This is a genomic window from Chitinophaga caseinilytica (assembly GCF_038396765.1).
Taxonomy (GTDB): Bacteria; Bacteroidota; Bacteroidia; order Chitinophagales; family Chitinophagaceae; genus Chitinophaga; species Chitinophaga caseinilytica.
In genome coordinates this window covers 2,747,588-2,761,772 of record NZ_CP150096.1, presented here as the reverse complement: position 1 = coordinate 2,761,772, position 14,185 = coordinate 2,747,588, and the positions used below count along the sequence as shown (strand labels likewise).

Sequence of the window (14,185 nt, the reverse complement as noted above, 5' to 3'; positions counted from 1 at the left end):
GAACGGCCTGTTTTTTGTTCCAATCACCCCAAAATCCCGAGGCTATGCAACCCGAAGCGATCAGGAAATACTGGATGGACCTTAACCAGCGATGCGGAAGCCCGCCCCAGGCCGCCTGGCACGAAATCGACCGGATCACTTTCCAGTATTCCACCCATGGCCGGCATTACCATAACCTCGATCACCTCGCCGAGCTCGTCAAGCTCCAACGGCAATACGCACCACTGTTGCTGGACAATGATTCCGTACTCTACGCCATTTATTTTCACGATTTTATCTATCAGCCGAAACGGAAAGACAATGAGCTGAAAAGCGCCGAGGAAGCCATTTTTTATCTCCGGAAAGTAGGCGCGCCGGTAGAGCGGCAAGATAAAGTCTACCGCTACATCCTGGCCACGGCGGGCCATCAGCCGGAATTATCCGACCCCGACCTCGATTATTTCCTGGATTTCGACTTGTCCATACTTTCCGTGCCGGAGGAACGCTATAAGGTATATGCGAAAAACATCCGCCGCGAGTACCGGATGTACCCCTGGCTGGAATACCGGAATGGCCGCGTGAAGGTGTTGCAGCACTTCCTGGCGATGCCGCACATCTACCGCACGGAACTTTTCCGCGAAAAATACGAGCGCCGCGCCCGGTTGAACCTGGAAAGGGAACTGGAAAAGCTGTGATCAGAAAAGCGGCTTCTTCAGCCCGAACCGGCGCACGATGCTGAACCGGAGATTACCCGCACCGAAGGTCTGGTAAGCTCCGTCTACCGGTGCATCGCCGCGCGTGGAGATGTCTACATAATGTACGCCCACATAGAATTTGCTGGAATTATACCCCGCCGCGAAGCGGAACGTGCTGTTCAACTGCCAGCCGAAGCCATGCACTTTGCCGGAACCGTCATTGAAGGCCAGCACCGTGCGGTTCACGCCCGCGGCCACCGCCAGGGAGCCCGTGAGGAAGAAGTGTTTCGCGATGACGAGCGTGTACGCATATCCCCCGTTCACGGCGAAACTGACGTTGCTGCTACGCGTAAACGGCATGCCGCCGTAAAATCCATCGTTACGAAGGTCTAAAGGCACCAGCGCCGAATCTCCCCGCATCTGCCAGGCAAAAATTTCCGCCCCTACCAGCGGCGAGCCCGCGCTTTTCTTCTGGTATTCGTTCTGCAGGAAGGCTGCGCGGTAAGAGAACCGCTTGTCGTTGAAGATGTATTGCGCGTGGAGGCCGATGTTGGTATTGATGATATCCGGCCGGATGCCGGATGCCTTTACCGAAAGGGCGTTATCGAAAAAACGTTTGGAAGTGCCGCTGTAATAACCCTGGTAATATTGCCCATAAAAATCCACAACCAGTTTGCGGGTGTATAAATGTGTCTGCAAATCGAGGTATTTCGTTTTGCCGTAGCGGTCGTTGTCGTTATTGATGAAGGGCAGGTTGAAGCCGAGATTGAGGCCGATGAACTTGTAATTGGCGCCGAAGCCCACGTTGTTATTGGCGTTGGGCCGGTACAGCAGCTCTTCGTTCACCGAACGGTGATGCATGTCATAGTAGTTGTACTTGCGGGAACCGTAGAGGCGGACCGTCAGGTCTTGCGTCAGGTCTTCGATGTAGGCCGTGTCGTTATCCGTGTGGAGCCAACGCAGGAAGCCGCGCTCCTGTGCGCGGGTGAGCGCAGGACAGAGCAGGATGAGCCAGCAGATAGTGATGGTCCGGAGTTTCATGCGTGTAACAGTCGTCTGGTATACAACAATCCTTTAATCAGGCAGTTCAATCACTTCGAGATTTTTGATCTCTCCGTTCAGGCATTCTAACCGCACGAGGGTTTTAACCTTGTGCCAACCCTGCTGCCGCAGGCGCCCGGGTTGATATGTAGCAATTGTAATGCCGGATCGGGCACTACCTTCAGGATGTGGGAATGGCCGGTAATGAAAAGATTCGGTCTTTTTTTCTGGATGTGTGGTTTCAGGGCGGGCGTGTATTTGGGGGGATAGCCGCCGATGTGGGTCATCCAGACCTTCACGCCTTCGCAGATGAAAAGATTGTGTTCCGGGTAACGGATACGGATATCCTGCCCGTCGATATTCCCGAACACGGCCTTCAGCGGCTTGAAAGCCTCCAGCTCGTCGGCCAGTTGCACATTCCCGATATCTCCCGCATGCCAGATCTGGTCTACCTGCTCGAAATACTTGAATACCAGCGGGTGAAGATACCCGTGCGTGTCCGACATCAATCCAATCTTCATGCCGCTAATATAGGCGAATTAATCGCCCTGCCGGAGGAAATAATTCATCACCGTTTCGAACACCAGCGATGCCGCGAGCTTGGCGGTACGATTGTCGATATCGAGGGAAGGGTTCAATTCCGCGAAGTCTACACCGGCCAGTTTGCCGGTCCGTAAAACGGTACGGAAACAGTCGAGGAACAGCGCGTCCGGCACCAGGCCGTTATATGCCGTCGCGGAAACGCCCGGCGCGTAGGCCGATGCGAATACATCGAGGCAGGTGGTGAGATAAATTCTGTCTGTCCGCTGGATGAACGACCGGATGGCCCCTACGAGCTGATCGTGGTATTTCTGCTGGAAAAGGCCCGCCGGCAGAAAGTCTGCCCCTAATTCCGCCGCGGTTTTGAACAACCGGGGCGTGTTGGAATTTTGCTGGATTCCCAGGACGAGGTAATGAAAGGGTTGCCCTTCCTGCTTCCTTTCCTGCGCGATCTGCCAAAACCCCGTTCCCGACGAAACCCCTTCCCCACCGGGCTCCCGGAGGTCGAAGTGCGCGTCGAAATTGATAATGCCGACCACTTCCTTCCCGAAATGACTGCTGATGCCGCGCTCGTGGCCAAATGCCACTTCGTGCCCGCCGCCCAGCACCACCGGCAGGTAGCCCGCCTGGAGTATATGCGCCACCGTGGCCGACAACGCGTCTTGCGCCATTTCGAGCTGAGGGCCGTCGCAAACGATGTTGCCGGCGTCTACGAGCAACTGTCCGCCGAAATGAACGGGAAAGGAGGAGCACGCCTTGCGCAGGGCTTCCGGGCCGGCGGCGGCGCCAATTCGGCCACCGTTGCGGCGAACGCCTTCATCGCAGGCGAACCCCAGGAACGCGATGCCCTTCTGGCCTTCAGGGATCGGCGGCAGCGGCGCCCGGCTCAGGTCTGCCAGTTGCACGCGCTGGTGCCAGCGTTGGAGATCGGGGTCGTTGCCGTCGTTCCGGCCCTGCCAGGCACCGGGAGACGTGGGTTGGTAACATACGAGGGTCATGGGTCTGCGATTGGGTCTGTTGATGTTGCTAATATCCTGAAAAATCAGATGCGCTCACCATTTTTCCACACAAACGAGGGTTTGAGTTTGCCCTGGTGGTACAGTATTTCCCTGTAATCCGCGCAGGGATAAGCCTGCAGGTCGGCCGAAGCGGATGGGATGCCGAGCGCCTTCGCTGCGCGGAACGTGAGCCCGGCGAAAACTTCCGCTGCCGAAAGCCGTTCGGATGCGCTCATGACGGCCGCCTGCATGAGGAGGTCGCCCATGGGCGCGGATCCCGGGTTCCAGTCGCTCGCGATGGCCACGCAGGCGCCGGCGTCGAGGAGCTTGCGGGCGGGGGCATACCCCATGCCCAGGCCCATCGAGGCGCCGGGGAGCACTACCGCCACCGTATCTGAAGCCGCCAGCCGGCGGATGTCTTCCGCGTTCGACGCTTCGAGGTGATCTGCGGAAAGGGCGCCCACTTCCACCGCGAGGGCGGAACCGCCGCTGGTGAACTGGTCTGCGTGTACGGTGATCTGGAATCCCATCGCTTTCGCGGCTTGCAAAAACGGGCGGGACGCCGCCACGGAAAACGCCGTTTCCTCCACGAAAATATCCACCCGGTTCGTCAGGTGCTCATCTTTCAAAACGGGCAGCAATTCGTGCAGGATCCAGTGCAGGTAAGCTTTTTCGTCGCCGTCGAAATCTTTCGGGCGGATGTGCGCCGCCAGGCAGGTGGTCACGAATTCGGCGGGCGTAAACTGGTCGGCCGTGCGGATGGCGCGCAGCATTTTCAGTTCGCCGGCCATGTCCAGACCGTAGCCGCTCTTCACTTCCATGGTGGTCACGCCTTCGCGGAGGTGCCGGTTGGCGCGGGCTACCACGTTTTCCATCAGCTCTGTATCAGTAGCCGCGCGGGTTTTGGTCACCGAATCCCATATGCCGCCGCCGGCACGGGCGATGTCGAGGTACGACTTCCCCGCCGTCCGCATGGCGTAATCGCGGCTCCGCGATCCTGCGAAGCAGATATGTGTATGGCAGTCGACGAACCCCGGTAACAATACCATGGGCTCGTCGATCTTTTCAATTTCAGCGGTGGGATGGGCTTTGCGCAGCGCGTCGAAATTTCCGAACTGCAGCGTCTTTCCATCTTCCACCAACACGCCGCCGTCATCGATGATCGTCAGCTGTTCGTCGGCGATGGGCCCTTTTTCCGGGAGACCGGTCAGTGGCAATATCTGCTGGAATGGTCCGATGATTTTCATGTGGATGATGTTGGAGGTTTATAATCCGAGGCCGAATTCATCGCGTACTTCGATGGCTTTTTCATAACCCGCGTCTGCATGGCGGAAGATGCCCATGGCGGGGTCGTTGAAGAGCACGCGTTTGAGGCATGCTTCCGCCCGGTCTGTCCCATCTGCCAGCACTACCATGCCCGCGTGTTGCGAATATCCCATGCCCACACCGCCGCCATGGTGGAACGATACCCAGGTGGCGCCGCCGGCGGTGTTGCTCATGAGGTTGAGGAGCGTCCAGTCGGAAACCGCGTCCGAACCGTCTTTCATCGCTTCCGTTTCGCGGTTGGGCGATGCCACGGAGCCACAGTCGAGGTGATCGCGGCCGATGACGATGGGTGCTTTCACTTTGCCGGTGCGCACCAGTTCGTTGAACAGCAATCCGGCTTTTTCCCTTTCGCCCATGCCGAGCCAGCAAATGCGGGCGGGCAAGCCCTGGAAGGCCACGCGCTCCTGTGCTTTGGTGAGCCAGTTGTGGAGGGGCTTGTTGTCGGGGAAAAGTTCCATGAGCGCACGGTCTGTCGTATAAATATCTTCCGGGTCGCCGGAAAGCGCCACCCAGCGGAAGGGCCCTTTTCCTTCACAGAACAGCGGGCGGATGTAGGCCGGCGTGAATCCGGGAAAGTTGAACGCATTCGGTTCGCCGCCTTCTTTCGCAAATTCGCGGAGGTTGTTGCCGTAGTCGAAGGTGATGGCGCCCTGGCGCTGCATTTCCAGCATGAAGCCCACGTGGCGCGCCATGCTTTTGAGTGCCAGCTGCTTGTAGGCGGCGGCATCTTTTATGCGCAGTTCAGCGGCGGCTTCGAGGCTCATATTGTTGGGCACATATCCGTTGATGGGATCGTGCGCGGAGGTTTGGTCGGTGAGGATATCGGGGATGATGCCATCTTTCAGCATGCGTTCCAGCATATCGCCGGCGTCGCTTACGAGGCCGATGGAAATGGCTTCGCCTTTCGCCTGCGCTTCCCGTACCCAGGCGATGGCTTCGTCGTAGGAATGCGTCATGCGGTCGAGGTACCTGGTATCGATCCGTTTTTGCAGGCGGGTGGCGTCAACGTCTGCTCCGAGGAACACGGCGCCAGCCATGGTGGCTGCGAGCGGTTGAGCGCCGCCCATGCCGCCGATGCCCGCGGTCACGAGGAGCTTGCCTTTCAGATCGCCGTTAAAATGCTGGCGGCCGCACTCCACGAAGGTTTCATACGTTCCCTGGAGAATGCCCTGGGTGCCGATATAAATCCAGCTGCCGGCGGTCATTTGTCCGTACATCATCAGGCCCTTCGCGCGGAGCTCGTTGAAATGCTCCCAGGTGGCCCATTTCGGAATGAGGTTGCTGTTGGCCAGCAGCACGCGCGGCGCCTGCGGATGGGTGCGCACCACGCCTACCGGCTTTCCGGATTGCACGAGCAGGGAATGTTCTTCGTCGAGCGTGAGCAGGGAACGGATGATCTGCTGCAGGGCTTCGCGGTTGCGCGCCGCCTGGCCGATGCCGCCGTATACCACGAGCTCGTCGGGGTTTTCGGCCACTTCGTGATCGAGGTTGTTGAGGAGCATGCGGAGCGGGGCTTCCGTTTGCCAGCTGCGTGCGTGCAGCTCCGTGCCGCGCGGGGCTTTGTAGTGTGGATGTGCGGCGTATTGCTGGATAAAATCAGTCGTATTTTTCATGATGGCAGATCGTTTTGGTGGATGATTTAAGAAAGACGGAATGTATCGTGATAAGGCCCGTTCAGGTCGATGCCGTTGGCTTTTGCCGCAGCGGTGGCCGTGGCCACGAAGGAGCCGTCGGCGATGATGGTTTGCAGCGCGGCGATGTCGTTGGCGAAGATGCGGTCTTTCTTAGCGAAAGTCACTTTCTCGCGGGTGTAGGCGTGCAATGCTTCGAGGACGGGCGTGGATTTGAGGGGTCTCCTGAAATCCATGGCTTGCGCGGCATACAGCAGTTCGATGGCAAGGATGTATTCCACGTTCCCGATCACCTGGTGCAACTTGCGGCCGGAGATGGAGCCCATGGAAACGTGGTCTTCCTGCCCCAGCGAGGTCGGCACGCTGTCTGCCGAAGCGGGGAAGCACAGGGTTTTGTTCTCCGTGACCAGCGCCGCGGTGGTGTATTGCGGGATCATGAACCCTGAATTGAGGCCGGCGTCTTCGATGAGCAGTTTCGGCAGCCCGAACCTTCCTTCGATCATCATATAACAGCGGCGGTCGGCAATGTTGCCGATTTCGGCGGACGCCAGTGTGGCGTAGTCGAGCGGGAGCGCCATGGGCTGGCCATGGAAGTTCCCGCCGGAAATGGTATCGTCTGCGGCAAACACGATGGGGTTATCCGTTACCGCGTTCAGTTCGATGGAAGTCAGTTCTTCGAGGTGTTTCCACGCCGTGCGGGAAGCGCCGTGGACCTGCGGCATGCAGCGGAGGCTGTAGGGGTCCTGTACGCGGCCGCAATCCACATGCGCCGCCATGATGCCCGATCCGCTTAATAATGTATTCAACCGGTGCGCCACGAGCTGGTTGCCGGCGTATGGACGAATGGCGTGCAGCCTGGGATCGAAGGGTTTGTAGGTACCCATGAGCCCTTCCAGCGAAAGCGCCCCCGTCAAATCGGCCGCCTCCAGGATATTATGCATTTTCGCTACCGCGCTCACGGCGAACGAAAGGATGAACTGCGTGCCGTTGATGAGCGCGAGCCCTTCCTTCGGTCCGAGCACCACCTGCTCCTTCCCTTCCAGCTGCAACGCTTCCGCAGCCGGCATCCGCTGTCCTTTCCGCCAAACCTCGCCAAGCCCGATAAGCGGGAGGAAGAGATGGCTCAGCGGGGCGAGGTCGCCCGAAGCGCCCACACTCCCTTTTTCGGGAACGAGCGGCGTGATCCCTTTGTCGATATGCCAGACGATGCGCTCCAGCGTATCCGGCGCCACGCCTGAGAACCCTTGTGCCAGGGCCTGTACCTTGGTCACGAGCATGAGCCGCGAAATGGTTTCGGGGATGGGATTGCCTACGCCCACGCTATGGCTTTGCAGGATGTTGTACTGCAGGGCGCGGGTGTCTTCTTCGGAGATCTTCGTGTCGCACAGCGGACCGAAGCCGGTATTAATTCCGTACACGGTACGGTGTTCCTTGACGATAGCCTGGACGTGCCCGTAGCTCTGGCGTACGCGGTCCATCACTTCGGGCAGCAACACGCCCTGCGTACGCCCTTCGGCGATATCGAGGGCCGTGCGGGCCGTCAGTTGGTCTTTTCCGTAATGAAAGTTTTGGCTCATGATGAGATGGTTTTGGCGTTGATGTCCATGGCGCGGAGGATGCGGGCGGAGAGCGGATCTTCCGCTACCGAGCGTTCCACGGCGCCGATGGCTTCGAGTATTTTGCGGCTTTGCGGATCTTCCTGCACGAGGTCTTCCATCGATTCCCCGATGGCTTTCCAGACGGGCAATACCTGTTGCAGCAGCGCGGCGCCTTTTTTGGTGAGCTCCACGAGCTGGCGGCGCCCGTCTTCGGCACACCGCGTTGCAGTAACAAGCCCTTTGCCTTTCAGGTTGGCGATGAGTTGGGAAACGGCGGAATGGGACACTTCCAGTTCCTGAGAAATTTCCATCAGCGTGAGCTGCCGCCCTTCGGACAGGAGGTAGAACAGGGGGAACCAGCTGGCGTCGAACGCGATGCCGGCCTGTGCGTACACTTTATTCACCTCCGCCAGGAAGTATTCGCTGAGGCGCCGGAGGCGGCTCCCGAATATCAGGTAACCGAGTTTGGGATAGAAGCTCATGTAAATTATATAAGTGCTTATATATTTTACAATATTAAAAAATCCTTCGCAATCGCGGAGAATTTTTTTGCGGGGGATTTATTTCCGCTTCACGTCGAACCAAACGGAGGAAACGTCTTCCGGATCGCCGTTGTAGTTGATCTGCAGTTCCTCGCCTTTTTTGATGGCGCGGCGGGTTTTGATGGCCATGGTTTCCGCATCGAAATCCATCTCGTACTCGCAGTTGGGCTCGTAAGAGTGGTTATAGATGGAGCAGTAGCCGAGGGCCACGCAGGAGCGGGTTTCCCTCACTCCCCAGAGGAAGATGTAGTTATGCAGCTTGGTAGTGTCGGCGATCTGGGTATCGCTGTTGGACAGCACCAATACGGGCGATACTTCGATGGTAGTACCTGCGGGAATGGCTTCCCTGGTGAAAACACCGCGGCCTTTTTCTTTCGTCTTCTGTATGTACAAATACGGCTTGATCATAAATGACTTGGGAATAGATAAGCAGGGCGTAAATTAACACTAATACCGACACTAATCAAAATAAGCGGGATGGTTATTATTTTTGCGGCATGATCAATTACAATCCTACAGACTGGTTTACCTTCATTTTCCGCATCCACCGGGCGGATACGGTGAAGAAGCTGTTCCCGATGTTCATCGCTATTGCTTTGTACAGCTGCGTTATCGCCTGGCTGGAGCTGACGTTTATCCGGGCGCAGGCGGAGCGCGACCATCTGAAGAACATTTCGGCCATGCACGGCCTGTTGGGCTTTGTGATCTCGATGCTGCTGGTATTCCGCACCAACACGGCGTACGACCGTTGGTGGGAGGGCCGCAGGCAGTGGGGAGGATTGGTGAACAGCAGCCGCAACCTCGCCATGAAGCTGAAGGCCATGCTGCCCACGGGGCACCCGGCGGTGGCCTGGTTCGCGCATATGATACCGAACTATGCTTTTGCTTTGAAAGACCATCTGCGCGGGGAATTCCATCCAGACAAGCTGGAGAATATCGCGGAAGATGAACTGGAGCGCCTGGGCAAGGGGATCCACGTCCCCAACCGCATGGCCACCCTCATCATGGAAAAAATCAACGAGCTTCACCGCCAGCAGGTCATCTCCGGCGACCAGCTCATCACCATCAACGCGCAACTGGAATCATTTACGGATATCTGCGGTGCCTGCGAGCGCATCAAGAATACGCCCATCCCCTTCTCCTACAGCGTTTTCCTCAAGAAATTCATTTTCTTTTACGTCATGACCCTGCCTATGGGATACGTTTTCGGTTTAGGCTACCTCGTTGTGCCCATGGTCGTTTTCATTTTCTATGTCCTGGCCAGCCTCGAACTGATCGCCGAAGAAATCGAAGACCCCTTCGGGAAAGACGCCAACGATCTCCCCACAGAAACCATCTCGGCCAATATCCGCCGTCACGTGCAGGAGATCATGCAGTAATTACCTATTTTCGCGCAAGAGTCAGGATTTATGGAAAATGAAGCTTTACTGGAAAAGTTCGAGCAATTGGCCCGTGAGCAGCAACCCCAGGAACTACGGTCGTTCCTGGACGATCAGCTTATTACGGACATCGCCGAGCTGATCTACGAAGACCCGGAGCAGGGGCCCCTCATCATCAACCATCTGACCTTAAGCCGCGCCGCCGCGGCATTCCGCATCCTGGAATTCCCCACGCAGGAAGAGATCATCAAAGACCTCCCCGCCCACAAAACCGCAGAGCTCCTCAACGAGCTCCCGCCCGATGACCGCACCGCCTTCCTCGAAGAACTGCCTTCGCAGGCCGTGCAGGAACTCATCAAACTCCTCGACCCCGAAGAAAGGAAAGTAACCCTCTCCCTCCTCGGTTACAAGGAAAACAGCGTGGGCCGGCTCATGACACCCGATTACATCGCGGCCCGCTCCCACTGGACCGTCGCCAAAGTGCTGAACCACATCCGCATGTACGGCAAGGATTCCGAAACGATCGACGTAATATATGTCATCGACCGGCAGGGCAAACTGCTGGACGATTTCCGGATCCGGGAATTCCTCCTCGTTTCTCCCGAAACCGTCGTGGAAACCCTCATGGACGACCGGTTCGTGGCCCTCAATGTGAACGACGACCAGGAAGAAGCCATCCAGACCTTCCGCCTGGAAAACCGTGTGGCCCTTCCCGTGCTCGACGATAAAGGAGTCATGCTTGGGATCGTGACGATCGACGACATCCTCTGGATCGCCAACGAAGAACATACCGAAGACATCCAGAAGATCGGTGGTACCGAAGCCCTGGACGAGCCGTACCTGGACATGCCGCTGCTGCGCCTCATCAAGAAGCGCGTGGGCTGGCTGGTAATATTATTTATTGGTGAAATGCTCACCGCCTCCGTGATGGCCTATTTCGAAGACGAGATCGCCAAGGCGGTGGTGCTCGCCATGTTCATCCCCCTCATCATTTCCAGCGGCGGCAACAGCGGCTCGCAGGCGTCTACCCTCATCATCCAGGCCATGGCATTGGGTGAGATCACGATCAAGGACTGGTGGCGCGTCATGCGCCGCGAAATCCTCTCGGGCCTCATGCTGGGCAGCGTGCTGGGCCTCATCGGCTTCGTCCGCATCCTCGTCTGGAACCACTTCTTCCATACCTACGGCGACCATACCATCCTCATCGCCGCCACCCTGGGCGTTTCGCTGATAGGCGTAGTGCTCTGGGGCACCTTCTCCGGCTCCATGCTGCCCCTGTTACTGAAAAAAGCCGGCGCCGACCCCGCCAGCTCCAGTGCACCATTCGTAGCCACGCTGGTAGACGTAACGGGACTGCTCATCTACTTCTCGGTAGCGTATATGTTCCTCCAGGGAATTCTGTTGTAAATCAATACCGTTTGCGGATGTAACGGCTGTCTTTCCGTGTTTTGCGGATGATGAAGAGATTGCCGTAATCCTTATCGGCGATACTGTCGATGTCGGGTTTGGCGTTGAGACTGCGCATGAGCGGCAGCAGCGTGTTGCTGTGGCCGATCACGAGGATGCGCTTTCCCCAGTCGCCCCGGCGGGAAATCTCGTACAGCAGCCCTTCCCCGGAGCTGTCTGCTGGATAGATCACCGTATCGATCCCCAGGCGGATGCGGAGGGAGTCGCCCGTTTGCATGGTACGGCGGAAGGGGGTGGAATAGATGCGCTGGATGGCGGAATCCTTCAGCAAGTGGTACAGCTTTCCGGCCCGCCGCTCGCCGGCGGCGGTGAGCGTAGAGTCTGCACCGGGATTTTTCTCGGCGTGGCGGACGAGGAAGAAAGTACCCGTCAGGAACGTGGTATCTTCCGCCACGGGCGTGGTGGCCCGCTCCTTTTGCTTCGCCGGCCCGCATCCCGCTGTAAGTGCCAACAGGAAAGCACCGGCCATCATTTTACGCATCATCGGGTTGTCTTGTTTAGTATCTTGTGCATCAAATTATAAAATATCTCCAAGCAAACCAATAATCAATCGCCTGTTTACGAGATTATGCCAACACACATCAAACGCCTCACGCTACTCGCAACCCTTTGCTGGCCCGTTTCCACTTTCGCCCAGCAATTGCAGACCCTGACCGTGGAAAAGATCATGCGCGACCCGAAATGGATCGGCACTTCTCCCGATAATATTTTCTGGGGACTGGATGGGAAAACCATCTATTTCAACTGGAACCCGGAAAAATCCCCGGCCGATTCCCTCCACGCCATCACCCTCGCTAACCACAAACCCCTGAAAACGGCGCCTGCAGACAGAGCGCACATCCAGGCGCTCCAGTCCGGCGAGCTCAACCTCGCCCGCACGCGGCTCGTTTACACCTGGCAGGGCGATGTCTGGCTGCGCGACATGGAAACCGGGAAAGACACGCGCGTTACGCAGACCAACGACCTCGAGACCGGTGCGGAATTCGGGTTCCGGGAAAGTAAAATCCTCTACCGCCGCGACCGCAATATCTTCAGCTGGGACCCCGCTACCGGGGCCGTCGAACAACTGACCGACTTCGTGGCCGGCGCCAAACCCGCCAAACGCGGCGATTCCGCAGGCGAACAGGAAAAACACCTCAAAAACCAGCAGCAGGAACTGTTTGAAGTGCTGCGCGACAAGAAAACCACTTCCGACGCGGCCACCGCATTCAATAACAATCTCCCCAAAACTAAATCCCTGCGTTCCCTTTACCTGGACGACCGCTCCCTCAACGACGCGAGAATGAGCCCTGACGGGCGTTTCGTCGTGTATCGCGTTTTCCGGGAGAATATGTCGCGCGGAACGGAAGTTCCCGAATTCGTGACCGAAACCGGTTACACTACCGACATCCGCAGCCGATCTAAAGTAGGCGGAGCGCAGCCGCAATATGAATCGTTCGTGTACGACAGGGTGAAAGATACTTCCTTCGCCATCAAAACCACGCAAATCCCCGGTATCTACGACAAACCGGATTATACGAAAGACTATCCCGGGCGCGATACCGCCAAAGCCGCACGGCCCGTCATCATCAACGGCCCCTACTGGTCGGAAAAAGGGACGCAAGCCATCGTGAACATCCGCTCGCAAGACAATAAAGACCGCTGGATCATGCTGCTGGACGCAGCTTCGGGGAAACTCACGCCCGTAGACCGCCAGCGCGACGAAGCCTGGATCGGCGGCCCGGGCATCGGTTGGGGCGGCCTCGGCTGGATCGATGAGCAGACTTGCTGGTTCCAGAGCGAAGCTACGGGATACAGCCACCTTTATACCGTGAACGTGAACACCGGCAAGCGGACCGCGCTGACATCCGGGAATTTCGAAGTGCAGGAAGCCCAGCTGTCCAGGGATAAAAAGCATTTTTATATTACGACCAACGAAGTGCATCCCGGCGAGAAGCAATTCTACAAACTGGCCGTTGCCGGCGGAAAGCCCGAGCGCATCACGGCCATGAGCGGCGCGCATACCGTGAGCATGAGCCCGGACGAGAAATGGATCGCCTACCGGTATTCCAACTCCAACCACCCCTGGGAAATGTACCTCCAGGAAAACCGCGCCGGCGCACCGGCAACGCAGATCACCGACCAGGCCATGAGCCCGGAGTTCCGCTCCTACCCCTGGCGCGAGGCCAACGTGATCACGTTCAACGCCCGCGACAACCAGCCCGTCTACGCCCGCCTGTACACCCCGGACGCGGCGAAGAAAAACGGTGCGGCCGTGGTGTTCGTGCATGGCGCGGGCTACCTGCAGAACGCGCATAAATGGTGGAGCCAGTACTTCCGCGAGTACATGTTCCACAACCTCCTTACCGACCTCGGGTACACCGTGCTCGATATCGATTACCGCGGCAGCGCGGGTTATGGTCGCAATTGCCGCACGGGCATTTACCGCCACATGGGCGGCAAAGACCTCACAGACCAGGTAGACGGCGCGAAATACCTCGTGCAACAGCTCGGCGTAGATCCCAAACGTATCGGGATTTATGGCGGCAGTTACGGCGGGTTCATCACCCTGATGGCCCTGTTCACCGAGCCCGACGCGTTTGCGGCCGGAGCGGCCCTGCGTTCCGTGACCGACTGGGCGCATTACAACCACGGGTATACCAGCAATATCCTCAACGAGCCGTTTACCGACAGCCTCGCCTATCGCCGTTCTTCCCCGATCTATTATGCGGAAGGGCTGAAAGGAAAGTTGCTGATGTGCCACGGCATGGTAGACACCAACGTTCATTTCCAGGACATCGTGCGGCTGAGCCAGCGGTTGATAGAACTGGGGAAAGACGGATGGGAACTGGCCGTGTACCCCGTGGAAGACCATGGGTTCACCGAGCCCAGCAGCTGGACGGACGAGTACAAACGCATCCTGCGGCTTTTCGAAAACGAATTGAAGCCGGCAGGGAAATAACGGCCGGCATATTATAAAAAGAGGGTGTATCATTACTGATGATGCACC

The 14,185-nt window shown here is 57.8% G+C and carries 13 protein-coding genes; 4 read left to right on the top strand and 9 right to left on the bottom strand.

All coding sequences use genetic code 11. From position 1 onward, the window contains the following. Window positions 1–44: 44 nt before the first annotated feature. Window positions 45–674 (top strand): hypothetical protein, encoded by a 630-nt coding sequence (locus WJU22_RS11575; RefSeq protein WP_341843394.1) that lies wholly within the window; start codon window positions 45–47, stop codon window positions 672–674. Here WJU22_RS11575 and WJU22_RS11570 read toward each other — a convergent pair whose 3' ends face one another. The 8 genes from WJU22_RS11570 to WJU22_RS11535 all read right to left on the bottom strand — a co-directional run bounded on the left by WJU22_RS11570 (window position 675) and on the right by WJU22_RS11535 (window position 8,758). Beyond that, window positions 675–1,715, bottom strand: a complete 1,041-nt coding sequence (locus WJU22_RS11570; protein ID WP_341843393.1) for a DUF4421 domain-containing protein — start codon at window positions 1,713–1,715, stop codon at window positions 675–677. Between the two features lie 86 nt (window positions 1,716–1,801). Then, window positions 1,802–2,236 (bottom strand): metallophosphoesterase family protein, encoded by a 435-nt coding sequence (locus WJU22_RS11565; protein WP_341843392.1) that lies wholly within the window; start codon window positions 2,234–2,236, stop codon window positions 1,802–1,804. Between the two features lie 18 nt (window positions 2,237–2,254). Then, entirely contained in the window at window positions 2,255–3,253 is a 999-nt protein-coding gene (hutG, locus tag WJU22_RS11560) for a formimidoylglutamase (protein WP_341843391.1), read from the bottom strand. 44 nt (window positions 3,254–3,297) lie between these two features. After that, window positions 3,298–4,500: an imidazolonepropionase gene (gene hutI, locus WJU22_RS11555; protein ID WP_341843390.1), complete on the bottom strand. Its 1,203-nt coding sequence runs from the start codon at window positions 4,498–4,500 to the stop codon at window positions 3,298–3,300. 18 nt (window positions 4,501–4,518) lie between these two features. After that, the gene (hutU, locus tag WJU22_RS11550; RefSeq protein ID WP_341843389.1) at window positions 4,519–6,192 is read right to left on the bottom strand and encodes a urocanate hydratase; all 1,674 of its coding nucleotides are present in this window, start codon (window positions 6,190–6,192) and stop codon (window positions 4,519–4,521) included. Window positions 6,193–6,218: 26 nt separating this feature from the next. Beyond that, window positions 6,219–7,787: a histidine ammonia-lyase gene (hutH, locus tag WJU22_RS11545; RefSeq protein ID WP_341843388.1), complete on the bottom strand. Its 1,569-nt coding sequence runs from the start codon at window positions 7,785–7,787 to the stop codon at window positions 6,219–6,221. Continuing rightward, window positions 7,784–8,290, bottom strand: coding sequence for a MarR family winged helix-turn-helix transcriptional regulator (locus WJU22_RS11540; RefSeq protein WP_341843387.1), 507 nt, complete (start codon window positions 8,288–8,290; stop codon window positions 7,784–7,786). Before WJU22_RS11540 ends, hutH begins: the two co-directional genes overlap by 4 nt. Window positions 8,291–8,368: 78 nt before the next feature. Beyond that, window positions 8,369–8,758, bottom strand: coding sequence for an SET domain-containing protein (locus WJU22_RS11535; RefSeq protein WP_341843386.1), 390 nt, complete (start codon window positions 8,756–8,758; stop codon window positions 8,369–8,371). A gap of 89 nt (window positions 8,759–8,847) precedes the next feature. On the opposite strand from WJU22_RS11535, the gene WJU22_RS11530 reads away from it, so the two are divergent. Then, complete coding sequence (locus WJU22_RS11530) at window positions 8,848–9,729, top strand: bestrophin family protein (RefSeq protein WP_341843385.1); 882 nt, start codon at window positions 8,848–8,850, stop codon at window positions 9,727–9,729. A 30-nt stretch (window positions 9,730–9,759) separates the two neighbouring features. After that, a complete protein-coding gene (gene mgtE / locus WJU22_RS11525; RefSeq protein WP_341843384.1) occupies window positions 9,760–11,136 on the top strand; it encodes a magnesium transporter in 1,377 nt (458 codons plus the stop codon). Window position 11,137: 1 nt separating this feature from the next. On the opposite strand, the gene WJU22_RS11520 is transcribed toward mgtE, so the two are convergent. Beyond that, window positions 11,138–11,680 (bottom strand): histidine phosphatase family protein, encoded by a 543-nt coding sequence (locus tag WJU22_RS11520; protein ID WP_341843383.1) that lies wholly within the window; start codon window positions 11,678–11,680, stop codon window positions 11,138–11,140. Between the two features lie 84 nt (window positions 11,681–11,764). On the opposite strand from WJU22_RS11520, the gene WJU22_RS11515 reads away from it, so the two are divergent. Further along, entirely contained in the window at window positions 11,765–14,137 is a 2,373-nt protein-coding gene (locus WJU22_RS11515; protein WP_341843382.1) for a S9 family peptidase, read from the top strand. The last annotated feature ends 48 nt before the right edge of the window (window positions 14,138–14,185 follow it).